At 64.9% G+C, this 23,938-nt stretch carries 22 protein-coding genes; 8 read left to right on the plus strand and 14 right to left on the minus strand.

From position 1 onward, the window contains the following. Positions 1-61: 61 nt before the first annotated feature. Positions 62-1,873, minus strand: coding sequence for a translation elongation factor 4 (lepA, locus tag ACXJMY_RS11290; RefSeq protein WP_456619402.1), 1,812 nt, complete (start codon positions 1,871-1,873; stop codon positions 62-64). A 114-nt stretch (positions 1,874-1,987) separates the two neighbouring features. On the opposite strand from lepA, the gene ACXJMY_RS11295 reads away from it, so the two are divergent. Then, the gene (locus ACXJMY_RS11295; RefSeq protein WP_456619403.1) at positions 1,988-3,613 is read left to right on the plus strand and encodes a glycosyltransferase family 39 protein; all 1,626 of its coding nucleotides are present in this window, start codon (positions 1,988-1,990) and stop codon (positions 3,611-3,613) included. Positions 3,614-3,778: 165 nt separating this feature from the next. Here the strand turns inward: ACXJMY_RS11295 and ACXJMY_RS11300 are convergent, their stop codons facing one another. The 5 genes from ACXJMY_RS11300 to ACXJMY_RS11320 form a co-directional block, all read right to left on the minus strand. Beyond that, positions 3,779-4,105 (minus strand): HPr family phosphocarrier protein, encoded by a 327-nt coding sequence (locus ACXJMY_RS11300; protein WP_456619404.1) that lies wholly within the window; start codon positions 4,103-4,105, stop codon positions 3,779-3,781. Continuing rightward, positions 4,102-4,503 carry a PTS sugar transporter subunit IIA gene (locus ACXJMY_RS11305; protein WP_024339151.1) on the minus strand — a complete coding sequence of 134 codons (402 nt, stop codon included), beginning with the start codon at positions 4,501-4,503 and terminating at the stop codon, positions 4,102-4,104. The genes ACXJMY_RS11300 and ACXJMY_RS11305 overlap by 4 nt, the downstream gene beginning before the upstream one ends. A gap of 133 nt (positions 4,504-4,636) precedes the next feature. Further along, positions 4,637-5,161 (minus strand): HPr kinase/phosphorylase, encoded by a 525-nt coding sequence (locus ACXJMY_RS11310; protein WP_456619405.1) that lies wholly within the window; start codon positions 5,159-5,161, stop codon positions 4,637-4,639. Further along, positions 5,158-6,963, minus strand: coding sequence for a stimulus-sensing domain-containing protein (locus ACXJMY_RS11315; RefSeq protein WP_456619406.1), 1,806 nt, complete (start codon positions 6,961-6,963; stop codon positions 5,158-5,160). The genes ACXJMY_RS11310 and ACXJMY_RS11315 overlap by 4 nt, the downstream gene beginning before the upstream one ends. A 117-nt stretch (positions 6,964-7,080) precedes the next feature. Then, positions 7,081-7,782 carry a response regulator transcription factor gene (locus tag ACXJMY_RS11320; protein ID WP_008542552.1) on the minus strand — a complete coding sequence of 234 codons (702 nt, stop codon included), beginning with the start codon at positions 7,780-7,782 and terminating at the stop codon, positions 7,081-7,083. A gap of 241 nt (positions 7,783-8,023) precedes the next feature. Between ACXJMY_RS11320 and ACXJMY_RS11325 the strand changes: the two genes are divergently transcribed. The 3 genes from ACXJMY_RS11325 (at position 8,024) to ACXJMY_RS11335 (ending at position 13,327) form a co-directional block, all read left to right on the plus strand. Further along, complete coding sequence (locus ACXJMY_RS11325) at positions 8,024-8,758, plus strand: HugZ family pyridoxamine 5'-phosphate oxidase (protein ID WP_456619407.1); 735 nt, start codon at positions 8,024-8,026, stop codon at positions 8,756-8,758. Positions 8,759-8,831: 73 nt separating this feature from the next. Beyond that, positions 8,832-11,426, plus strand: a complete 2,595-nt coding sequence (locus ACXJMY_RS11330) for a CHAT domain-containing tetratricopeptide repeat protein (protein ID WP_456619408.1) — start codon at positions 8,832-8,834, stop codon at positions 11,424-11,426. Positions 11,427-11,710: 284 nt separating this feature from the next. Next, positions 11,711-13,327, plus strand: a complete 1,617-nt coding sequence (locus tag ACXJMY_RS11335; protein ID WP_456619409.1) for a phosphoenolpyruvate carboxykinase — start codon at positions 11,711-11,713, stop codon at positions 13,325-13,327. A gap of 296 nt (positions 13,328-13,623) precedes the next feature. Here the strand turns inward: ACXJMY_RS11335 and ACXJMY_RS11340 are convergent, their stop codons facing one another. Then, positions 13,624-14,442 (minus strand): hypothetical protein, encoded by an 819-nt coding sequence (locus ACXJMY_RS11340; protein ID WP_456619410.1) that lies wholly within the window; start codon positions 14,440-14,442, stop codon positions 13,624-13,626. A 107-nt stretch (positions 14,443-14,549) separates the two neighbouring features. Here ACXJMY_RS11340 and ACXJMY_RS11345 point away from each other — a divergent pair, with 107 nt between their 5' ends. Beyond that, positions 14,550-15,146 (plus strand): TetR/AcrR family transcriptional regulator, encoded by a 597-nt coding sequence (locus tag ACXJMY_RS11345; RefSeq protein WP_456619411.1) that lies wholly within the window; start codon positions 14,550-14,552, stop codon positions 15,144-15,146. A 6-nt stretch (positions 15,147-15,152) separates the two neighbouring features. On the opposite strand, the gene ACXJMY_RS11350 is transcribed toward ACXJMY_RS11345, so the two are convergent. From ACXJMY_RS11350 to ACXJMY_RS11360, 3 genes are all read right to left on the minus strand, one after another. Further along, positions 15,153-15,968, minus strand: coding sequence for an acyl-CoA thioesterase (locus tag ACXJMY_RS11350; RefSeq protein WP_456619412.1), 816 nt, complete (start codon positions 15,966-15,968; stop codon positions 15,153-15,155). A 4-nt stretch (positions 15,969-15,972) separates the two neighbouring features. Further along, complete coding sequence (locus ACXJMY_RS11355; protein ID WP_456619413.1) at positions 15,973-16,341, minus strand: hypothetical protein; 369 nt, start codon at positions 16,339-16,341, stop codon at positions 15,973-15,975. A 71-nt stretch (positions 16,342-16,412) separates the two neighbouring features. Beyond that, positions 16,413-18,938 carry a glycogen/starch/alpha-glucan phosphorylase gene (locus ACXJMY_RS11360; protein WP_456619414.1) on the minus strand — a complete coding sequence of 842 codons (2,526 nt, stop codon included), beginning with the start codon at positions 18,936-18,938 and terminating at the stop codon, positions 16,413-16,415. 205 nt (positions 18,939-19,143) lie between these two features. Between ACXJMY_RS11360 and ACXJMY_RS11365 the strand changes: the two genes are divergently transcribed. Beyond that, positions 19,144-19,377 (plus strand): hypothetical protein, encoded by a 234-nt coding sequence (locus ACXJMY_RS11365; protein WP_456619415.1) that lies wholly within the window; start codon positions 19,144-19,146, stop codon positions 19,375-19,377. 118 nt (positions 19,378-19,495) lie between these two features. Here ACXJMY_RS11365 and ACXJMY_RS11370 read toward each other — a convergent pair whose 3' ends face one another. Next, on the minus strand, positions 19,496-19,789 hold the full coding sequence (locus ACXJMY_RS11370; RefSeq protein WP_456619416.1) for a GIY-YIG nuclease family protein: 294 nt from the start codon (positions 19,787-19,789) through the stop codon (positions 19,496-19,498). Positions 19,790-19,973: 184 nt separating this feature from the next. Between ACXJMY_RS11370 and ACXJMY_RS11375 the strand changes: the two genes are divergently transcribed. Next, positions 19,974-20,405, plus strand: coding sequence for a hypothetical protein (locus ACXJMY_RS11375; protein ID WP_456619417.1), 432 nt, complete (start codon positions 19,974-19,976; stop codon positions 20,403-20,405). 115 nt (positions 20,406-20,520) lie between these two features. Here the strand turns inward: ACXJMY_RS11375 and ACXJMY_RS11380 are convergent, their stop codons facing one another. Beyond that, on the minus strand, positions 20,521-21,294 hold the full coding sequence (locus tag ACXJMY_RS11380; RefSeq protein WP_456619418.1) for a DUF2865 domain-containing protein: 774 nt from the start codon (positions 21,292-21,294) through the stop codon (positions 20,521-20,523). A gap of 289 nt (positions 21,295-21,583) precedes the next feature. After that, positions 21,584-22,147, minus strand: a complete 564-nt coding sequence (pyrE, locus tag ACXJMY_RS11385) for an orotate phosphoribosyltransferase (protein WP_456619419.1) — start codon at positions 22,145-22,147, stop codon at positions 21,584-21,586. 195 nt (positions 22,148-22,342) lie between these two features. Between pyrE and ACXJMY_RS11390 the strand changes: the two genes are divergently transcribed. Then, on the plus strand, positions 22,343-22,969 hold the full coding sequence (locus ACXJMY_RS11390) for a glutathione S-transferase family protein (RefSeq protein WP_456619420.1): 627 nt from the start codon (positions 22,343-22,345) through the stop codon (positions 22,967-22,969). A gap of 138 nt (positions 22,970-23,107) precedes the next feature. Here the strand turns inward: ACXJMY_RS11390 and ACXJMY_RS11395 are convergent, their stop codons facing one another. Continuing rightward, a complete protein-coding gene (locus tag ACXJMY_RS11395; RefSeq protein WP_456619421.1) occupies positions 23,108-23,743 on the minus strand; it encodes a LysE family translocator in 636 nt (211 codons plus the stop codon). Between the last annotated feature and the right edge of the window lie 195 nt (positions 23,744-23,938).

The raw sequence follows: 23,938 nt of genomic DNA on the forward strand, positions 1-23,938 counted from the left end.
GCGCCAGATACCCCGGGCCGGGCCCCATCGCGTCACGCCGAGAATGGCCTGAGCGGTCGCCTCAGCTATCCACCTTCAGCGCGGCAATGAAGGCTTCCTGCGGGATGTCGACCTTGCCGAACTGCCGCATCTTCTTCTTGCCTTCCTTCTGCTTCTCCAGAAGCTTGCGCTTACGCGTGATGTCGCCGCCGTAGCACTTTGCGGTGACGTCCTTGCGCAGCGCGCGCACGGTTTCGCGCGCGATCACCTTGCCGCCGATCGCCGCCTGGATCGGGATCTGGAACATGTGCGGCGGGATCAGTTCCTTCATCTTCTCGACCATGGCGCGGCCGCGGCCCTCGGCGCGGGTGCGATGCACCAGCATCGAGAGCGCGTCGACCGGCTCGGCGTTGACCAGGATCTGCATCTTGACGAGATCGGCCGGCTTGTAGTCGGTGAGATGATAGTCGAACGAGGCGTAGCCCTTGGAGACCGACTTCAGCCGGTCATAGAAGTCGAACACCACTTCGTTCAGCGGCAGATCGTATTTCACCATCGCGCGGGCGCCGACATAGGTCAGCTCCTTCTGCGCGCCGCGGCGGTCCTGGCACAGTTTCAGCACGCTGCCGAGATATTCGTCGGGGGTGAGGATCGTGGCCTCGATCCAGGGCTCCTGGATCTCCGCGATCTTGACCACGTCCGGCATGTCGACGGGATTGTGGATCTCGAGCTCGGTGCCGTCGGTGAGCTTCATCTTGTAGATGACGCTCGGCGCGGTCGCGATCAGATTGAGATCGAATTCGCGCGACAGCCGCTCCTGGATGATCTCCAGATGCAGAAGTCCGAGGAAGCCGCAGCGGAAACCGAAGCCGAGAGCTGCCGACGTCTCCATCTCGAAGGAGAAGCTGGCGTCGTTGAGGCGCAGCTTGCCCATCGCGGCGCGCAAGGTTTCGAAATCGTCGGCGTCGACCGGGAACAGGCCGCAGAACACCACCGGGATAGCCGGCTTGAAGCCCGGCAGCATTTCGGTGACCGGCTTCCTGTCGTCGGTGATGGTGTCGCCGACGCGGGTGTCGGCGACTTCCTTGATCGCGGCGGTGATGAAGCCGATCTCGCCGGGGCCGAGCTCGTCGACCTGAGTCATCTTCGGCGTGAAGAAGCCGACGCGCTCGACGTCATAGGCGGCGCCCGTGCCCATCATGCGGACGCGGCTGCCCTTCTTCATCACGCCGTCGACGACGCGGATCAGAACGACGACACCGAGATAGACGTCGTACCAGCTGTCGACCAAGAGCGCCTTCAGCGTCGCGTCGCGGTCGCCCTTCGGCGGCGGCAGGCGGGTGACGATGGCTTCGAGCACATCGGGAACGCCAAGGCCGGTCTTGGCCGAGATCATCACGGCGTCAGAGGCATCGATGCCGATGACGTCCTCGATCTGCTGCTTGACCTTCTCGGGCTCGGCGGCCGGCAGATCGACCTTGTTCAGGACCGGGACGATCTCGTGGTTGTTGTCGAGCGCCTGGTAGACGTTTGCGAGCGTCTGCGCCTCGACGCCCTGGCTGGCGTCGACCACCAGCAGGGAACCCTCGCAGGCCGCCAGCGACCGCGAGACTTCGTAGGCGAAGTCGACATGACCTGGCGTGTCCATCAGGTTGAAGATGTAATCCTTGCCGTCCTTGGCGCGGTAGGCGAGCCGGACCGTCTGCGCCTTGATGGTGATGCCGCGCTCGCGCTCGATGTCCATGGAATCGAGCACCTGCTCCTTGCCGGCCATTTCGCGGTCGGTCAGGCCGCCGGTCATCTGGATCAGGCGGTCGGCCAGCGTCGATTTGCCATGGTCGATATGGGCGACGATGGAGAAATTGCGGATGTTCGAAATGGGGACGGTCGTCATGGGCGCGGGATACCACTCACATCCCCGTGCGGCAACCATATTGCTGTATTTTCAGGGCCTTTCTTCACGCCAAGCTGATTCCACGGCGGCCCAAAACGCGCTACGCAACGGCTGATGTCCACGACCTCTCTTCCCACTGCCAGGGCGCGCGCGAAGACCCGGGTGAGCTTTGGCCGCTTCCGGGCCTGGCTGGTTGCCTGCGCGACCCGGCCGGAGGCGCGCCTCTGGCTGGTGATCCAGCTCGCCATCCTGCATGCCGTGCTCTGGACCTTCATCCTGATCAATCTCAAGGCAGCGCAGGACGTTCATATGGACGTCGCAGAGGCCTATGGCTGGGGCCAGAAATTCCTGCTCGGCTATGGCAAGCACCCGCCGCTGTCGGGCTGGATCGCCGGCGTCTGGTTCATGGTGTTCCCGGCGACGGACTGGGCGACCTATGCGCTCGCGATGGCGACCGTCGGCGTCGGCATGGTGATCTGCTGGCTGGTCGCGTTGCGCGTGGTCGACCCACGGCGCGCGTTCCTGGTCGTGGTGATGATCGCGCTCTACCCGATCTTCAATTTCAAGGGATTCAAGTACAACCCCGATCTGCTCCAGCTCGTCACGCTGCCGCTCCTCGTGCTCGCCTATCTCAACGCTTTCGAGAAGCGGAGCTGGCAGTCGGGCATCCTGCTCGGTCTTGCCGGCGCGCTGGCGTTGATGACCAAATACTGGGTGCTGACCATGATCGGCGCCATCGGGCTCGCCGCGCTGATCCATCCTGAGCGGCTGAAATTCCTGGCGTCGCCGGCGCCCTGGGTCGCGATCGCGACGCTCGTCGTGGCGATGATCCCGCACATCGTCTGGCTGGCGGACGCGCATTTCGTGCCGCTGACCTATGCCGGCGACACCTATAGCCTCGAGGACGGCGGCCAGGTGCATCAGCTCGTGTTCGGCTATGTCCTGCACAATGTCGCGCTGCTGGCGCTGCCGGTGGCGCTCGCCGCACTGGCAATGGCGCTGGTGCCGCCGTGGTTCACGCTGCTGTTGCGCGCGCCGTTGCGCATCGTCACGCGCGCCTGGGCGCGCGGCGCCAACGCGAGCGTCAATTTTTCGCAGGCGTTGAACGTCTGGATCATCCAGATCATCGTCGCGTTCGGCCCGCCGCTCGGCGCGCTCGCCTTCAGCATCTACATGAAGACGGATTGGGGCATCTCGCTGTTCTTCCTGGTGCCGCTGGCGCTGGTCGCGATCCCTGCGCTGCGCGTGCAGGGCGCGGCCCTGTTCAACATCGCCGCGATCTGGCTCGTGCTCAGCGTCGCGACGCTCGCTGCCTCGCCCTGGATCGCCGCGCGCGAGATCGCGGTCAATGCCGGCAACACGGCGACCTATGGCGCGCGCTCGGAGCTCGCGCGCGAGCTGACGCAGGCCTGGCACGCGCGCTTCGCCTCGCGCTGGGCGGTCGTCGCCGGCACGATGGAGTCGATCCAGCCGATGGTGTTCTACAGCCCGGATCATCCCGCCGCGTTCACGCCGAACGAGGCCTGGAATTCGGGGCTGACGTCGCTCGATGACGTCAGGAAATACGGCTTCATCGGCGTGTTCGATCCGACCGACGGCCGTCTGCCGGCCTTCGAGAAATGGGTCTCCGAGATCGCGCCGAACGCCGAGCGCATCGTGATGACGACACGCCGCTTCACCCACGGCAAGGCCGGGCCGTCGATGACCTGGAATATCTACATCGCGCCGCCGGGGAAATGATGCCTTCACCTCTCCCCGCTTGCGGGGAGAGGTCGGATTGCGCAGCAATCCGGGTGAGGGGGTACAGGTCTCTCGACGATCTCGCGTGTGGAGAGGCGCCCCTCACCCCAACCCTCTCCCCGCGAAGGGCGGGGCGAGGGAGCGCAGCACGACGCGTGGCGAGAGCTAAACCCCTTCCTCGTTGAACTTGCTTTCAACGAGCTCGGTGATCGCGGCGAGCGCGGCTTCCGCATCGTCACCGGCGGCCGCGACCGTGATTGTCGTGCCCGGTCCTGCGGCGAGCATCATCAGGCCCATGATCGAGGTGCCGCCGACGGTCTCGCCGCCGCGCGTCACCCAGACCTGCGCATTGAAGCGCTCGACCGCCTGCACGAACTTCGCGGAGGCGCGGGCGTGCAGGCCGCGCTTGTTGATGATCAGGAGCTCTTTGGACATCGCGCCCGCGGGCACGCCTGTCCCGGTCTGGTTTCCGAGCGGCGCGTCGTCGCTCATTTGCCGGCGAGCACGCGGCTGGCAATGGTGACGTATTTGCGACCCGCCTCCTGCGCCATTGCGATCGCGTCGGGCAGCGAACGCTCCTCGCGCACCTTGGCGAGCTTCACCAGCATGGGAAGGTTGATGCCCGCGAGCACCTCGACCTTCGGCCGGCTCATGCAGGATATTGCGAGGTTCGACGGCGTGCCGCCGAACATGTCGGTGAGGATCGCAACGCCGTCGCCGGAATCGACGCGGTTAACCGCCTCGATGATGTCGCTTCGACAGAGATCGGAATCATCCTCGGCACCGATCGTGATCGCTTCGATTTGCTTTTGTGGGCCCATGACATGTTCAAGCGCTGCCTTGAATTCGTCGGCAAGGCGCCCGTGGGTCACAAGTACTAGACCAATCATCGGAAAACTCCTCGCGGGCGCTTTTGGTGCACCGCACGAACGCGCCACTTTGACCATCCAGAGCCCCCGCGCAAGAGGGGATGTTGCGTATCTCCCTGAACTTAGACGGATGGATAAGGGGAGCTGCGCCGGTCTACTCGGTCGCGATAGTGGGGTTCATATGGTTACCATTTCCCTTCAAACAATCGCCTGAAGGGTTAACGGAAGATGAACTCTTGGTAGTGGTCAAGGCCGCAACAACCAGAGGGAGGGGCGAATAGTCGCGGGGGACCGGGATTCGCGGTATTTCGACACCGAAAATGCTTGTTTTCAGCGATTCTGCCGCCGGCAGGCGTTCCGCGTCCGCGGCGTCCAGATCGACCACCAGACCGACGGTCGCATGCTCCACGAAGTCGCAGCGGCGGATTCCCAGCCCCCGGATCTCGATCAGGCCGGCCAATCGTTGGGCGGGGCGGACCATAATTTCCTGGCCGACTGTCGCCAGATGGACACGGTCATCGCCGACCAGAACGGCCCTTTCGACCACGCCGGCGCGGCCGGCCATGATCAAATCGAAGGCAAGGCGCGACTTGCCTGAGCCCGAGGGCCCGCGGATCAGCACCGCCAGATCGCCGACCTTGACGGCGGAGGCGTGAACGCTGGGGCCATCTTCGCTCATAGCGCCGGCAGCCTCACCACGAAGCGCGCGCCGGCAACCGTAGGCGCGCCGTCCTCGTCCGCCGGGCCTGCGCGATTCTCGGCCCAGATGCGTCCGCCATGGGCGTCGACGATCTGCTTGGAGATCGACAGCCCGAGGCCGGAGTTTTGGCCAAAGCCCTGATGCGGACGGTCGGTGTAGAAGCGCTCGAAGATGCGCTCCAGCGCGTCGTCGCGGATGCCGGGGCCGTCGTCGTCGACCACGATCTCGATTTCTCCGCGCACGCGGCGGCAACTGAGCCGCACCTTGGCTCCGGGCTCGGAGAAGGATTGCGCGTTGGAGAGCAGGTTGGAGACCACCTGCCCGAGCCGCGAATCATGGCCGGTCACGGCGAACGTGTCGGTCGGGCCGCGGCCCTCGAAGCGCGCCTCGACCGCGACGTCGTGGCCGAGCTTGGTTTCATTGGCGACCGACACGAGCGTGGTCAAAAGGCGGCGCAGATCGACCGGTATGGCATCCTGCCGCTGCAACTCGGCGTCGAGCCGGCTCGCATCCGAGATGTCGGAGATCAGCCGGTCCAGCCGCTTGACGTCATGCTCGATCACCTCGAGCAGGCGTGCGCGGCTGTTCTCGTTGCGCGCCAGCGGCAGCGTCTCGACCGCGGAACGCAGCGAGGTCAGCGGGTTCTTCAGTTCGTGGGCGACGTCGGCGGCGAACATCTCGATCGCCTCGATCCGCTTGTAAAGCGCGTTGGTCATGTCGCGCAGCGCGCCGGAGAGATGGCCGATCTCGTCGCGGCGGCGGGTGAAATCGGGGATCTCGACGCGGGTCTTGATGCGGCGGCGGACGCGCTCGGCGCTGTCGGCGAGCCGGCGCACGGGACCCGCGATCGTGCTGGCGAGCAGCAGCGACAGCATGATCATGACGGCGGCGGCGACGCCGCCCACCTTGAGGATGGCCAGGCGCTCGGCGGTGACCATCTGGTCGATATCGTCGCCCTGCGTCGACAGCATCAGCGCGCCGTGGATGGCGCGCGAGCGCAGCACCGGGACCGCGACCGAGACGATAACCTCGCCGCGCGAATTGACCCGCACCATCGACCGCTTCTGGCCTTGGAGCGCATCGCCGACCTCGGCGTAGCCGTTGCCGTTCTCGGGCCCGAGCTCGCGATAGAGCGGCAGGTCGCCGCGGTTCAGCCAGGTGCGCACCGCGACCATGCCGCGCTCGACCATGCCGGGCTTCTCGGCGGACAACGGCGGCAGGGGGAAGCGCAGCACGTTCTCGAGATTGCGGCTGTCGAGCAGCAGGCTGCCGTTCGGGTCGTAGATGCGGGCGCGGGTCTTGGTCGGCGAGATCAGCGTGCGCAGCACCGGCGCGACGCGCTCCGGATTGATCGGGAAATCCAGCGGCGAATAGTCTTCCGAGCCGCCATAGGTCTCGCCCGGCTTGAGGTCGAGCAGGCGGTCGGGATCGATGGTGATGGCGTTGGTCTGCACGGTCGCGGAGGCCGCAATCGCGCCGGCAATGATCTCGGCCTGCACCAGAAGGCTCTGCGCGCGCGCGTCGATCAGGCCGGCGCGGAACTGCGACAGATACAGGATGCTCGCGACCAGCGCGACGAGGCCCGCCAAATTGAGCGAGACGATGCGGCGGGTCAGGCTCGAGAAGGACAGCGCGAAGAAGAACTGCCCGGCGCGCTTCAGCCAGTTCAGCGGGCGCCAGCCCTGCGCGACCGGCTTGTCCTCGGCCACATGCTCCAGACCGCCGTCGGATGCGACATCCCCGGCGTTCTGGTTTGAATCAGGCTGCGTTCGGTCAAGCAATGCTTACGCCCGCGTTGGGACCGCTCGTGCGATCGGGTCCCCGCATCCTAGAGCCCTCCCGGTTCCGATGGAATCAGAACCGGTGATGCTCGCGTCATTCGTGAAGGCGCGTGCCCCTCAGGCTTCCTTGAAGCGGTAGCCGACGCCGTAGAGCGTCTCGATCATTTCGAACTCGTTGTCGACCACCTTGAACTTCTTGCGCAGCCGCTTGATGTGGCTGTCGATGGTGCGGTCGTCGACATAGACCTGGTCGTCATAGGCGGCGTCCATCAGAGCGTTGCGGCTCTTGACCACGCCGGGCCGGGTCGCGAGCGCCTGGAGGATCAGGAATTCGGTGACGGTCAACGTCACCGGCTCGTTCTTCCAGGTGCAGGTGTGCCGTTCCGGATCCATGCGCAGCAGGCCGCGATCGAGCGCCTTCGCGTCGTTCTCCTTCGGCGCGACGGTCGGATCCTTCGGCGCCGAGCGGCGCAGCACCGCCTTGACGCGCTCCACCAGCAGCCGCTGCGAGAACGGTTTGCGGATGAAATCGTCGGCGCCCATCTTGAGGCCGAACAGCTCGTCGATCTCTTCGTCCTTGGAGGTGAGGAAGATCACCGGCAGGTCGGATTTCTGCCGCAGCCGGCGCAGCGTCTCCATGCCGTCCATGCGCGGCATCTTGATGTCGAGGATGGCGAGATCGGGTTGGGTGGTACGGAAACCGTCAAGGGCAGAGGCGCCGTCGGTGTACGTCATGATGCGGTAGCCTTCGGCCTCCAGCGCGATCGAGACGGATGTGAGAATGTTGCGGTCGTCGTCGACCAAAGCGATTGTGGGCATGAGCCTCTGCTTTCTGCTTTCCGTTTGGGTCGTGGCTTGAAACGGCGAGCAAACCAGTGATGCGCCGCATACATGGGTCCCGAACTTGGAGTTCGAACTTTGTCACCGAGCAATGCAAGCTGGGCTGAAGTGTGACCAAGTTCCGCGAGGCACGACAGATTCGCCGCATCTCGACCCATAACCGGACCCCCGTTTAGCCGAAAAAAGCCCTCCCTTGCAACCACCTGACCCGAGAAAGCCGATGCAACCGACCCCCGATTTCGACCCCGGAAAGCTCGCCAAATCGCTGCTCAGGCGCTCGCGGCAGGGGGCGCTCGCAACATTGATGGCCGGCAGCGGCGATCCCTATTGTTCCCTGGTCAATCTGGCGAGCCATCCCGACGGCTCGCCGATCCTGCTGATCTCGCGCCTGGCCGTTCACACCAGGAACATCCTCGCCGACGCCAGAGTCTCCCTGATGCTGGATGAGCGGGCCGCCGGCGATCCCCTGGAGGGCGCCCGGATCATGCTGTTAGGCCACGCAGAGCAGGCCGACGCCGAGAAGGATCTGCTCCAGCGACGGTATCTGAATGCCCATCCGTCCGCAGAAGCCTTTGTTTCCTTTCAGGATTTTTCCTTTTTCCGGGTTCGTCCGACGACAACCCATCTGGTCGCCGGCTTTGGCCGGATCGTCGATCTCAAGCCCGAGCAGTTCCTCACGGACCTTGCCGGAGCCGAGGACCTGCTGGCGGCCGAGGAGGGCGCGGTCGAGCACATGAACAGCGACCACCGCGACGCCATGGGCCTCTATGCAACAAGGCTCCTCGGTGCGGCCGAGGGCGACTGGCGCTGCACCGGTTGCGACCCCGAGGGCCTCGACATGCAGGACGGGCAAACCACGCTGCGCCTCGAATTCCCGGAGCGGGTGACGAACGGCACTGCGCTGCGCAAGATGCTGGTCCGCCTGGCCGGCGAAGCGCGGGAAAAGACGGGGTAGCTACAAATTGAACGCTGCTGCGCATCGCTGCGACCCAACACCGTAATCACCTGCGGTCACAGCGAGAGGGTTCATGGCGCGTCGTCGTTTGGCATGGGTCACCGGTTTGGCGCTTGCGATCACCGCGACGCTGGCCACGCCCGGGCTTGCCCAGAAGGGCGATCTTTCGACGCAGAGCGCACGGATCAACGCGCTCAGAGGTGCCGGCAAATATTCGGAGGCGCTGCCGCTGGCGCAGGCCATGGTGGCGAGCCTGGAGAAGACCAGCAACAATCGCGATCTCGCGGCCGCGCTCAACAATCTCGCCCAGATCTATGCGGACCAGGGTCACGACGACCAGGCCGAGCCGCTCTACAAGCGTGCCATTGCGCTGATGGAGAAGGGGACCGGTCTCGACAGCGTCGAGGTCGCGCCCCTGCTGAACAATCTCGCGGCGCTCGATCAGCGGCAGGGCCGCTTCACTGATGCCGAGCCGTTGTTCAAGCGGGCGCTCGCCCTTCGCGAAAGGGCGCTGTCACGCGAGCATCCCGATGTCGGTCAGTCCCTCAACAATCTCGCCACGTTCTATGTGAAGCAGCAGCGTCATGCGGATGCCGAGCCGCTGTTTCAGCGCGCGCTCGCGATCTACCAGAAGGCCGGCGGGCCCGAGCATCCGGCGGTCGCAACCCTCCTGAACAATCTCGGCCAGGTCTATCGCGACCTCAACCGCGATGCGGATGCCGAAGCACCGATCAAGCGCTCGCTCGCGATCCGCGAGAAGGTGCTGGGGCCGGATCACCCCGACGTCGCCCGCTCCCTGAACAATCTCGCCGGCCTCTATGAGCACCAGCAGCGCTATGCCGACGCCGAGCCGCTCTATCGCCGCGCGCTTGTCATCCGCGAACGGGCGCTCGGGCCGGATCATCCTGATGTCGCGACCTCGACCAGCAATCTCGCCTATTTCCTGTATGCGTCCGGGCGGAACGCGGATGCGCTGCCGCTCGCGGAAAAGACGCTCGCCACCAACCGCGCGCAGTTGCGCGTCGTGCTGCCGGTCCTGTTCGCCGCGCGTCAGCAACATCTGCTGCCCGACGACAAGGCGCTCGACGAGGCGCTCGCCGCGATCCAGCGCGGCACGCAATCCTCCGCCGCATCCGCCGTGAACAAGCTCGCGGTGCGGCTCGCCGCCGGCAGCGACCGGCTCGCCGAGCTCGTGCGCCGGGACCAGGATCTGGCAGCCGAGACCGAGGCGCTCGACAAGGCGATCATCGCCGCCGTGTCAAGGCAATCGGGGCAACGCGACGTCGCGGCCGAGCAACGCAGCCGCGCGCGGATCGCGGCGATCGCGAGCGAGCGCGGTGGATTGCAGAAGACGCTCGCCGTCGAGTTTCCCGACTATGCCTCGCTCTCCAACCCGCTGCCGCTCGCGGTGAAGGACATCCAGGCGCTGCTGTCGGCCGACGAGGCGATGGTGCTCTACTCCGTCGTCGACAAGCAAAGCTATGTCGTCGCGATCACGCGCGAAGGCGTCGACTGGAAGGAGATTCCCCTTGGTGCGGACGCGCTGGCGCAAAGAGTGTCCGCGTTCCGCAGAGGGCTCGACGTCGGCAAGGCGCGCGATGCCTCGGGCAAATCGGGGCTGTTCGATCTTGCGCTCGCCAACGAGCTCTATGTCGCGCTGCTCGGCCCTGTCGAGACGCTGACAAAGGACAAGCGCAGCCTGCTGGTGGTGCCCTCGGGTGCGCTGACCGCGTTGCCGTTTCATTTGCTTGTCACGGAGAAGCCGCAAGCTGCGATCCCGGACAAGCTCGAAGGCTATCGCAGCGCCGCCTGGCTGTTGCGACGGCAGGCGGTGTCGGTGTTGCCGTCGGTGGTGAGCCTGAAATCGCTGCGTGCCTTTGTGCGCAGGGATCAGGGCGTCAAGCCGATGACGGGCTTCGGCGATCCCGTGTTCAATCCTGCCGAGGCGGGCCCCGCGGACCGGCGCGCAGCAGGCGGCAAGGTCGCCGCGCGCAGCATTGCGACCATCGCCTATACCGACTTCTGGCGCGGCGCCGGCGTCGATCGCACGCGGCTTGCGCAGGCGTTGCCGCAACTGCCCGACACCGCGGACGAGCTGAGCGCGGTGGCGAAGGACGTCGGCGCAGCCGAGGCCGACATCCATCTCGGCCGCGATGCGAGCGAGACGACGCTGAAGCGTGCAGCGCTTGCTCAATACAGCATCATCTACTTTGCAACCCACGGTCTCGTGGCCGGCGACGTCAAGGGCGTGGGCGAGCCCTCGCTTGCGCTCTCGATTCCCGACCAGCCCTCCGAGCTCGATGACGGTCTGCTGACCGCGAGCGAAGTCGCACAGCTCAAGCTCAATGCGGATTGGGTGGTGCTGTCGGCCTGCAATACGATTGCCGGCGACAGGCCCGGCGCCGAGGCGCTGTCGGGATTGGCGCGTTCGTTCTTCTACGCCGGCGCGCGCGCTCTTCTGGTCTCGCATTGGGCAGTCGATTCCGAAGCTGCCACCCGCTTGACCACGTCGACTTTCGATCTGCTCAAAAACGAACCAGGAATGGGTCGCGCTGAAGCGTTGCGGCGCGCGATGCTGGCCTATCTCGATGACGCATCTTCACCGCGCAATGCCTATCCCGCTATCTGGGCACCGTTCGCGCTCATCGGCGAAGGAGCGGTCCGATAGACCGCTGCAGGGATTGTGCGTCGCAATAACCCCGTATAACGCCGAATCGCGCATTTGGTTGCGCGATCATCCGCGATTTTTTGATGCACCTGCTCAGGGCAGACATGCGCGACCTTTGGCGCGGTCCTTGAATAAACCAAATCCTACGGGATCAGCTTGGCAACGCCAGCGTTCATCATTATTAGGTCGTCCAGCCGAGGCCGGATGGCCTATTATTCACGGTGACCGCGACGGCGCCAAAGCATGATCGCGCTGAGTGTCGCGGGTTCTAGGAGGATTTTTTCGTGCAAGAGACGGGCGTGCGCAACGGTGCCTTCGGTGCCGACAAATTCGGCTTAAAGAATCTCAAACAGGTTCACTGGAACCTCGGCGCACCGCAGCTTTATCAATATTCGCTCTCCGCGGGCGAGGCGGTGCTCTCCGCGGATGGCGCGCTCTGCGCCGACACCGGCGAGTTCACCGGCCGCAGTCCGAAGGACAAGTTCACGGTGCGTGACGCCACCACCGACAAGAAGATGTGGTGGGCCGGCAACCAGTCGATCACCGCGGAGCAGTTCGAGACGCTCTATCAGGACTTCCTCAAGCACGCCGAAGGCAAGAGCCTGTTCGCGCAGGATCTCTACGGCGGCGCCGATCCGGCCTACCGGATCAAGACCCGCGTCTTCACCGAGCTCGCCTGGCATTCGCTGTTCATCCGCACGCTGCTGATCCGCCCCGAGGCGGTCGAGCTGTCGAGCTTCACGCCGGAGCTCACCATCATCGACATGCCGAGCTTCCGCGCGGATCCGAAGCGCCATGGCTGCAAGTCGGAGAACGTGGTCGCGATCGATTTCGCCCGCAAGATCGTGCTGATCGGCGGCTCCTACTACGCCGGCGAGATGAAGAAGTCTGTCTTCACCACGCTGAACTATTACCTGCCCGAGCGCGGCGTGATGCCGATGCACTGCTCCGCCAATGTCGGCGCCAAGGGCGATGCCGCGATCTTCTTCGGCCTGTCCGGCACCGGCAAGACCACGCTGTCCGCCGATCCCAACCGCACCCTGATCGGCGACGACGAGCACGGCTGGGGCCCGAACGGCGTGTTCAACTTCGAAGGCGGCTGCTACGCCAAGTGCATCAAGCTGTCGCAGGAAGCCGAGCCCCAGATCTATGCCGCCTCGACGCGCTTCGGCGCGGTGCTCGAGAACTGCGTGCTCGACGAGGACACCCGCATCGTTGATTTCGATGACGGCTCCAAGACCGAGAACACGCGCTCGGCCTATCCGCTCGACTTCATCCCGAATGCCTCGCGCACCGGCCGCGCGCCGCAGCCGAAGAACGTGGTGATGCTCGCCGCCGACGCCTTCGGCGTGCTGCCGCCGATCGCAAAGCTGTCGCCGGCGCAGGCGATGTATCACTTCCTCTCCGGCTACACCGCCAAGGTCGCGGGCACCGAACGCGGTCTCGGCAACGAGCCGCAGCCGGAATTCTCGACCTGCTTCGGCTCGCCGTTCCTGCCGCTCGATCCATCCGTCTACGGCAACATGCTGCGCGACCTGATCGCCCAGCACAATGTCGATTGCTGGCTGGTCAACACCGGCTGGACTGGCGGCAAGTATGGTGTCGGTTCGCGCATGCCGATCAAGGTGACGCGCGCGCTGCTCACCGCCGCGCTCGATGGCTCCTTGCGCAACGTCGAATTCCGCACCGACAAGTATTTCGGCTTCGCGGTCCCGACCGCGCTGCCGGGCGTGCCGGCTGAGATCCTCAACCCGGTCAACACCTGGAAGGACAAGGACGAGTTCGACAAGACCGCGCGCGCGCTGGTCGGCATGTTCCAGAAGAACTTTGCCAAGTTCGAAGCCCAGGTCGACGCCGAAGTGCGTGCAGCCGCGCCGGACGTGAAGCTCGCGGCGGAGTAGCTTCGTCTCCACTCGAAATGCAGAAGGGCGGCCGCGAGGCCGCTCTTTTTTTGTTTGGGGGCACTAGCGTGAACCACACGCTCAGTGTCGTCCCGGCGAAGGCCGGGACCCAAACCGCGTGATCTGTCTATGAATGTAGGCAGCAGTCCCGGACCGCGAGTCTCCGCCAAACTCCTCCCTGGGGTTATGGGTCCCGGCCTTCGCCGGGACGACGTTGGGGTGAGATCTGGGGAGTCCATCTGCCACCGCATTCGCGGGGACGGCTCCTCGTCAGACGGCAAAAGCTAAGCCTTGCTCTAGCGCCACGCCTGCTGCACCGATCCGGGGATGATCCCGCACGCGTCGAAGATGTTCGGGTCGGTGCAAAGCTGATCGGCGAGGAAGATGTCGACGAAGTCCTTGTTGATGCCGATCATCGGCCCGATCGCCCTCGCCAGTTTTCCCGGAACGTGCCGGATCGGCTTTGCGGGATCGCGGTTGAGCAGGCGGATGATCTGGTCGAGCGACAGGACTTCCTTGCCTTCGAGCGCGAATGCGCCCGGCAATCGCCGCTCGATACAGCTCAGGGCCGCCTGTACCACGTCGTCGATCAGCAGGGGACGATAGCGCGCCCGGCCGTCGCCGAAGGAGCGGGCCGCGCGTCCCCGCGGCGTCTGTTGGCGGACATCGCTCTCCTGCGGGAGATCGGGCGTGCCGCAGATGTAGACCGTCCGCAGGATGGTCGCGATGCGCGCCGTCTCGAGCGTCAGGGCTTCGGCTTCCCCCTTGGTTCGCAGATAGCGGTTCGGCGAGATCGTGCTGGCGCCCGGAAAGCCGATGAAGACCGCGTGCGCGGCACGGCCGTCATAGTGCCGGCGCAGCCGCGCAGCCGTCCTTGTATTGGCGCCGTCGTAGTCGCCTCCCGGTGGATTGACGTCTCCGGTCAGGTTGACGACCACGTCATTGGCGTCGGCGTCCGGCAGCGGTGCATGCATCCAATCGGTGATGCAGCTGGTGGCCTCCGGAACCGGGTCGCTGCGCACCAGGGCGATGACCTCGTGGCCTGTTGCCGTCAGCCGTGGCACCAGCAACCGCCCGACCTTGCCGTTTGCGCCGGCGACGATGATACGCGTCATTTTTCTCACTCCGGATTATACTATACCGTATAGTATAATCTCAGCCTATGGTCAAGGCCTGTCGCGCCCGCTATGCGTGGGCCCTCTCCTGATGCGACCGAGCGGCGATGCCTGTTGCCAACAAAACCGACCAGATCATCGACGCCGCGAAAGCGACGTTCCTCACCCTCGGCTACCGCGCGACCTCGATGGATCAGGTCGCCGAGCGCGCCGGCGTGACCAAGCGGACGATCTACAACAATTTCACCTCCAAGGAGCAGCTGCTGGAAGCGGTCATCGAGGGCACGCTGGCACGGCTGGGCGATCGCCTGGCACCGCTGCCCCTCGATGCGGGACAGGCAAAACTGCTGCGCTTTGCGGAGACCCTGATCGAATTGACCTGCTGGGACGGTGCGATCGGCGTGCAACGCCTGCTGATCGCCGAGGCCGACACCTTTCCGGCGCTCGGCTCCCGCCTGGTCACCACCAGCGGCGAGATCATGGAAAGGCCGGTCGCAGCCTGGCTGGCGACCAGGGGGCACAGGGCCGCGCAGACCGGGAGCCTTGCGCGGGATTGGATCAACCGTTTGACCGCGCCGGCGCGCCTCGACCGGCTGCTGGGGCGCCGCCGGCCCTATCCGCGGGAGCCGGGCGACAACACGCTCGACGCAGGGGACCGCACCGCCGCACGCGACGCCGTCAGCTATCTCCTGGGCCTGTCCTGAGGCCCCTCACGCCTTGAAATAAGCGATCTGCGTGGTCGTCGCGAGCAGCCTCCCGTTCGGCGACCACAGCTCGGCATTCTGGTCGGCGTAGCTCTTGTGCATCACCTTCGAATCCACGGTCGCGAGGACACGCGTGATGTCCTCGGCGGCGAGCTCCTCGCTGTCGGTGTGGAAATAGGTCGTCAGCGACACCGTGCCGAACGGCACCAGCTCGCGCCTGGCGTGGAAGATGCGGCCGAAGAAGGCGTCCGACATCGACATCAGCGACAACATGTCGAGCTTGCGCGGCGTGTGGTCGCCGATCCAGATCTTCGAATAGGTGCTGGCAAGCTCGGCCTGCGGCGGGCCGATCCGCATCTCGCCCTCGACGAAGCGGAATTCATACTGGTTGGCCCAGGACGCCGAGATTTTTGGGAAAGGCAGCGTCGCTTCGAACGCCGTGGCGTCGGGACACTTCGCCACCCTGTGCTCCCAGGACGGCCGCCGCTCGGCGAACACGGCGGTGGCAAGCGTTGCGACCTCGCCGCCGCCCTGTGACAGTTCGACGCTCCAGTGCTGGCTGGAGCGGTTGGCTTTCACCAGCCGCACGTCGAGATCGAACGGTCCCTTCGCGATCGGCGCGCAGTAATTGACGGTGATGGCCAGCGGATCGCCGGCGGCTTGCGGATGGTCGATCAGCGCGCGCAAAATGGTCGCGGCGGTGGCGCCGCCGAACGGGCCGACAAAGGCCCAATAGTCGTCGCTGGTATGCCCCTGCCAGCTGCTATCGCCGGCGGTGACGCGGGTGGCGTCGTCGAAAGGGTGCGGGAGCTTGGCGTGCATGGAATTAGACCTTTACTGTGCTTCCATCCCAAAGACGAAACTCAATCGTCTCATCACCGGGGCCATATTTTTGCGAACTCGATAGATCGTCCGCCGGATCGTTCGTGACCCAGACATCCGCCACCGAGCCTCCTATGCGCTTCATTGCAATGATGCTCTTGCCGCTAGTCAAATCGGCGATGAAGTCGTCGATCGCGGTCTCCTCGTCCTTCCCGGACAGACTGGCAAGGATGCTGCCGTGCGTGTGCCACGGGAATCCGTCAAAGCCCAATGTCCAGTCGCCGCCGGGACAGATGACAAGCAATCGAAGCTGGCCATCCGGGCTGACATATTCGCCAACGGGCACGATCGACTCCGGCTTGAGAAGGCTCAAGCCGTAATATGATGGTTATCCTGCCAAATCAATAACCTGGCAGGTAACGTGGGATTCCGCCGCGTGGAAAATCAGCTCGCCGCGTCGCGCAGGTCCTCTGCCTCCTGGAAAGCGGGCGTGGTCGGATGCACCGGCACGTTCCAGATTTCCTCGGCATATTCGCGGATGGTGCGGTCGGAGGAGAACCACGCCATGCGCGCGACGTTGAGGATCGAGGCGCGCGTCCAGGCCGGCGCCACCTGCCAGCGCGCGTCGACGCTGCGCTGCGCCTCGTAATAGGAATCGAAATCGGCGCTGACCATGTAATGGTCGAGATAGCGCAGCGCATGCGCGATCGACTCGAACCGTCCGGGATCGCCGGGCGAGAATTCGCCGGTGCCGATCGCATTGATGGCGCGCTGGAGCTTCGGCGATCTGCGGACCACGTCGGAGGCATCCAGCCCCTGCTTGCGCCGGATCATCACGTCGCCGGCTTCCATGCCGAAGATCGCGATATTCTCCGCGCCGACATGGTCGCGGATCTCGATGTTGGCGCCGTCGAGCGTGCCGATGGTGAGGGCGCCGTTCAGCGACAGCTTCATGTTGCCGGTGCCGGAGGCTTCCATGCCGGCGGTCGAGATCTGCTCGGACAGGTCGGCCGCGGGAATGATCACCTCGGCAAGGCTGACATTGTAGTCGGGCAGGAACACGACCTTGAGCTTGCCGCCGATCGCGGGATCGTTGTTGACGACCTCGGCGACGTCGTTGATCAGCTTGATGATCAGCTTGGCGTAGCGATAGCTCGCCGCCGCCTTGCCGGCGAAGATCTTCACCCGCGGCACCCAGTTGCCGTTGGGATCGTCCTTGATCGCCTGGTACAGCGCCACCGTCTCGATAACGTTGAGGAGCTGGCGCTTGTATTCGTGAATGCGCTTGATCTGGACGTCGAACAGCGCGTTCGGATCGACCTTGATGCCGAGCCTCTCGCCGATCAGGCGCGCAAGCGCCGTCTTGTTGTGAAGCTTGACGCTGCGAAACTTTTTCTGGAATTCGACGTCGCTGGCGCGCGCTTCCATCAATTGGAGCTGTGTCGGGTCGTCGAGCACGGCGTCGCCGCAGGCCTCGCGCAACAGGTCGGTCAGCTTCGGGTTCGCCAGCATCAGCCAGCGGCGGAAGGTGATGCCGTTGGTCTTGTTGGTGATGCGGCCTGGATAGAGATGGTTGAGATCATGGAATACGGTCTCGCGCATCAGGTCCGAATGCATCGCCGAGACGCCGTTGATGCGGTGCGAGCCGACAAAGGCGAGCTGGCCCATGCGCACGCGGCGGCCGCTCTTCTCGTCGATCAGCGAAACCGAGGCGCGGAAGTCGATGTCGCCGGGCGCGCGCGCCTCCGCCAGCGCGAGGTGCTGGACGTTGATGCGGTAGATGATCTCGAGATGCCGCGGCAAAAGCCGTTCGAACAGCTCGACCGGCCAGGTCTCCAGCGCCTCGGGCAACAGCGTGTGGTTGGTGTAGGACAGCGTCGCGACCGTGATCTTCCAGGCCTCGTCCCAGCGGAAATTGTGCAGGTCGACCAGGATCCGCATCAGCTCGGTGACGGCGAGGCTCGGATGGGTGTCGTTGAGCTGCACCGCGACCTTCATCGCGAGGCTGCGAAGCTGTCCGTCGGAGGTCAGGTGACGATTGACCAGGTCCTGAAGCGACGCGGAGACGAAGAAATACTCCTGGCGCAGCCGCAGCTCGCGGCCCGCCGGGCTCTCGTCGTTCGGATAGAGGAATTTGCAGATCGCTTCCGCGCGCGACTGCTCGGCGCTGGCGCTGACATAGTCGCCCTTGTTGAAGGCGTCGAGCTTCAACGGATCGGGCGAGCGCGCCGACCACAGGCGGAGCGCATTGACGTGCTGGCCGCGCCAGCCGACGATCGGCGTATCATAGGCGATCGCCTGCACGGTCTCGCCCGGATGCCAGATCGCGCGGTCGCGGCCCTTGTCGTCGACATGCTCGACGCCACCGCCGAAATGAATGTTGTAGATCACTTCCGGCCGCTGCAATTCCCAGGGATTGCCAAAGCCGAGCCATTCGTCCGGATATTCCTGCTGCCAGCCCTGATTGATGATCTGGCGGAACAGGCCGTAATCGTAGCGGATGCCGTAGCCGATCGCGGGGATCGACAGCGTCGCCATGCTTTCCATGAAGCAGGCGGCAAGCCGGCCGAGACCGCCATTGCCGAGCGCCGCATCCGGCTCGCATTTGCGCAAGTCGGGCAGGGAGACGCCGAGGTCGCCGAGCGCAACCTCGAAGATCTTCAGGAGCCCCATATTGTTGAGCGCGTCGGTGAACAGGCGGCCGATCAGGAATTCGAGCGAGAGATAGTAGACGCGCTTGCGCCCCGCATCGTAGCTGCGCTTCTCGGCGCTGAGCCAGCGATGCACGATGCGGTCGCGCAACGTCAGCGCCGCGGCCTGGTACCAGTCGTGCTTGGTCGCCATCCCTGCGTCCTTGCCGATGGCAAGGCGCAGCTTCGCCAGGATCGCGCCCTTGATCTCAGCCAGCGCAAGTTCGTCGATGGGCTGGTCGGGGGCGGGAAAATTTGGCTGGAACGATGAATCTTGCAAGGCCGTCACTTCCTGGTCGCGAGAACACCACTAACCCTACGCGTCTTGCTTCCGGACCGAAACCATCGCCGGCGCGGCGTGCACTGCGCTGGCGTAAAATTATGCAAGGAACGGGCCGGTTTGGGAACCCGGATGCGTACGGAGAAGCGCGGATTTGGTGGTAGAATAGGGACAGATTCAGCCATCAGTGTGGAGGAAGCGCCCCATGAGACTGCTGATCGAAATCGCCGCGGCTGCCCTGCTCGTCGTCTGCATCACCGCCTCCAGTGCCGCGTTCGCCGCCGGCAAATCAGGCCGCAGCGCCGACGGCCTCAGCTGCGGCTTCACCGTCCCGCAAAACGCATCCCCCGCCACCCGCTGCGCCGCCATCAAGCGCCAATGCGGCGGCAAGTTTTATGCGAGCGCGTGCGGGGACAGGCTGATGTCGGCGGCGAATTGAGGGGAGGGTCGCGAGGTATGCCGATGTGATGCGGATTGCCGCCGCCACATCGTCGTCCTGGCGAAAGCTCCCACCGCATCGTCGTCCCGGCGAAGGCCGGGACCCATAACCACCGCTGTCAGAGAAGATGCGACAGATCGCGCCAATCCGGATTTTCCTGCTCGATCAAGCGAATCTTCCAGTCGCGACGCCACTCCTTCAACGCCTTCTCGCGCGCGATCGCTTCGGATGGTGAGGCATACGTCTCAACGTACACAAGTCGTGTCACGCCATACTTGCTGACGAACTTTGAGCCGCGTCCCGAACGATGCAGTGACAATCGATTACTGAGGTCGTTGCAGACACCAATGTACAGTGTGCCGTATCGCCGGCTCGCGAGGATGTAGACGTAGTACACGGCTGGTGCATTCATTGCTGGGCACCCATTTCCGAAAACGTCTGACGGCGGTGGCTATGGGTCCCGGCCTTCGCCGGGACGACGTTTGCGATGGCATCGGAACAAATTAAGAACACTTTAGCAAGTCTTTGATATATCATTGTGATTCGGCGCATTGCCGACACAATATCTAGGGTCTGCCAGAGTTCGTGAGGACTACATGTCCACCATTGCCTTCGATCAGTTTGCCCTCACCCGGATCGCCGATTTCGCGCGGTCGCTGTCGCGGCTGCATCAGGCGGCGCGGAGCTATRCGGTCGACGACGACCAGTTCGACCGCGAGTTCAACGCGGTGTGCCAGTCGATCTGGGGCTACACCATCGATGACGTCAGCGACGATCTGTTCGCGCCCGAGGACCACCTGTTTCTCGACACGCTGGATGAAGCGCATGCGCGCATCTTCGCGGCCGAGCAGGGCTATGACCTCGTTGGCGATCAGGGCATGCTGACCGACTGGTGGGGCTTCTGCTGGATGATCCTGGCTGAGAAGCGCGGCCTGCTGACGGCGGACAACCGCGCCGCCGCGCGCGCGGCGATCGAGGAGAAATATCTGGCGGCGCCGAACGTGATCGGGGTGATCATCGGCAGATGACGCGGAGCGTCATTCCGGGGCATCGCGTCAGCGATGAACCCGGAATCTCGAGATTCTCAGGTGCGCAATTGCGCACCGTAGTTCGATGCTGACGCATCGCCCCGGAATGACGAAATCAATCCAGCCCCGCCCGCTTCGCCGACTTCGCCGGTGTCTTCGGCACCGTTACGTCAGGCAATGCCCCGCGCACGATCTCCGCGGCCGGCGCATCCGCGGCCACCGTGTCGGCGCGCACCGGGGCCACTTTCATTTCGCCGAGGCGGGCGCGGACCTGTGCGGTGAGGCCGGGATAGGAGGCGACCGGGGTGAACTCGGCGGTCTGGTCGTTGCCGAGGCGGATGCCGGTATAGGCGACGAGGCCGTCGGTGGTCGCGATCACGTCGCCGGCCTTCAGCGAGGAGTCCAGCGCCAGATCGACCGGGGCAAGCCCGGCCGGCTCGCGGCCGTTGCAGGTGCAGTCGGCGCGCAGCGCCTTGCGATAGGCGAACGCATTCTCGCTGTCGGCGTAGCGTTCGCCGGTCTGGGAATAGGCGCCGTCGATGCTGGAGCCGAAAAAGATCTTTGTGGCACTGGCAGGACAGAACGCCTGACACATCTGCGCCGGCGAGGCGAGGCCGCGCATCAGCGGAAAATATTTCCCGTCGCAGCTGCGCACGCAGAACGCCGGACCCGAGCCGCCGGCCGCGGCCGCGCGCGTCGGCGGGACATATTGCGGGGTCGCGGCATTCTGCTGGCCGGTGAAGGGATCGGCGTAGGAGCTCGCCTGCGGCACCTCGCGCTGCGGGCGTTGCTGCTGCGCTCCGCCGAAGAAGAAGTCGAACAGGCCTTCGGCGGAGACGGGAGCCGGCGCCGCGAGCAGCGGGCTAGCGAAGATGGCGGCCACAAGCATCGCGCGACGCCGCCGGCGCGCATGGGACATGATTGTACGCAACGCTTACTCCACCCGACGCAACGCAACCCGCCGAGAGCAACGCGTCTCAGCTTCTGATTCACCATAAGGGGTGATGGTAAATGAGCGGTTGAGGGGGGGTGCTTCCCTCTCCCCGCTTGCGGGGAGAGGTCGGATCGCTCTTGCGATCCGGGTGAGGGGGTACAGGTCCCTCCTCGATCTCACGTGTGGATAGAGGCCCCTCACCCCAACCCGCTCCCCGTAAGAACGGGGAGAGGGAGAAGAGCCGTCACGCCTTCAAGAATTCCGACGCCTTGTACAGCGAGCGGAATGGCAGGCCGGCCGCACCGAACGTATCGGTGGCGCCTTCCTCGCGGTCGACCATGGTCAGCACCAGCACCACATCGGCGCCGGTCTCGCGCACGGATTCCACCGCCTTCATCGCCGAACCGCCGGTGGTGGTGACGTCCTCGACGATCACCACGCGCTTGCCTTCGAGAGTCTCGCCCTTGGGCAGGCCTTCGATCGCGAGCTTCGCGCCGTGCTCCTTCGGCTTCTTGCGCACGAAGAACGCCGCGATCGGATGGCCCTTGATCCAGGAGATCTGCGCCAGCGCGCCGGCCAGCGGCACCGCACCCATCTCGAGCCCGCCGATGAAGTCGAGCTTGTCGTCCTTCAGCGTCTCATAGGTGAGTTCGGCGAGCAGCGTCGCGCCCTCCGGGTCGAGCATGGTCGGCTTGAGGTTGAAATAGAAATCGCTCTTGCGGCCTGAAGCGAGCGTCACGTCGCCGCGGCCGAAGGAGCGCCGGCGGATGATTTCGAACAGGCGGGCGCGGGAGGCTGATTTCGACACGGCGGTCCCTCGGAGCGTTTTTGGAGGAGGCGGAATTTATCCCCCACGGCCGGGACATTCCAGAGGGGACGGGTCCAGTCAACAGGGATCGCCCGACGGTCGGCCATCCCGGTCCGCCGGTTGTAGGGGTGCAACCTTCTGGAGTAGGTGAGGCGGCACATCTGTTGGGCAAGAAAACGGGCAAGGAAGCAAGGCATGACCATCGAGCTGCACACCTGGAACACGCCGAACGGCCGCAAGATCTCGGTCGCGCTGGAGGAAATGGGGCTGCCCTACAAGGTGATCCCGGTGAACATCACCAAGGGCGAGCAGATGGCGCCGGAGTTCCTCAAGCTCAGCCCCAACAACAAGATCCCCGCGATCCTGGATCCCGAAGGCCCGGACGGCAAGCCCGTCAGCATCTTCGAATCCGGCGCGATCCTGCTCTATCTCGGCGAAAAGACCGGCAAATTCCTGCCGAAATCGCTGGCCGGGCGCATCCCCGTCTACGAATGGCTGATGTGGCAGATGGGCGGCTTCGGGCCCATGCCGGGCCAGGTGCACCATTTCATCGCGCTCGAGAACGAGCAGGACCGCGCCTACGGCCTGAAGCGCTTCATGGCGGAGACGCGCCGGCTCTACGGCGTGCTGGACCGCCGGTTAGAGGGCCGCGACTTCGTCGCCGGCGATCTCTCGGTGGCCGATTTCGCCATTCTCGGTTGGGCCTGGCGCCATCCTCGCCACAAGGTAGAGCTGGCCGATTTCCCCAACGTCAAGCGCTGGTACGAGGCCCTGATGGCGCGCCCGGCGGTGAAGCGGGGCATGGACGCGAAGCTGGATTGATTGGGCGGTGTCATCGCCCGCCTTGTGCGCAGTTGCGCACTGGGGCGGGCGATCCAGTATTCCAGAGGCGGCGGTGATTGAGCCGAGAGGCCGCGGCGTACTGGATGCCCCGGTCAAGCCGGGGCATGACAGTGTGCCTCACACCTTCCGCGCTTCCACCGCCATCCTGACCGCAAGCCCGGCGAGCACCGTGCCCATCAGCCAGCGCTGCACCAGCATCCAGCTCGGGCGGCTGGCCAGGAACAGCGCGATCGAGCCTGCGGCGAGCGCGATCATGGCATTGACGCTGACGCTGATCGCGATCTGGATCGCGCCCAGCACCACCGACTGCGCCAGCACGCTGCCGGCGGTGGGGTCGATGAACTGCGGCAGCAATGCGAGATAGAGCATCGCGATCTTCGGATTGAGCAGATTGGTGACGAAGCCCATCGCGAACAATTTGCGCGGGCTGTCGATCGCGAGCTGCTTCACCTGGAACGGCGAGCGGCCGCCCGGCTTCACCGCCTGCCAGGCGAGCCACAACAGGTAGCCCGCGCCGGCAAAACGCAGCGCGTCATAGGCAAAGGGAATGGCGAGCAGCAGCGCCGTGATGCCGAACGCGGCACACAGCATGTAGAACACGAAGCCGAGCGCGACGCCGCCGAGCGAGACGATGCCGGCGGCCGGTCCCTGCGTGATCGAGCGCGAGATCAGGTAGATCATGTTCGGCCCGGGCGTGAGCACGAGGCCGAAGGAGACGAGGGCAAAGCCGAGCAGGGCTGATGTGTGAGGCATGGGCGAACCGGTGCGGGGATCGCTCGGTTCTAATATGCGTGGGATCGCGGTGCCATCGCGCAATTGCACGGAGGACAATTCGATATGGTGCGGCGAACGCGGTGCGCTCCCTCGCCCCGCTCTTGCGGGGAGAGGGTTGGGGTGAGGGGCCTCTCTCCACACGTGAGATCGTCGAGGGACCGGTACCCCCTCACC

The organism is Bradyrhizobium sp. P5_C12 (assembly GCF_054049735.1).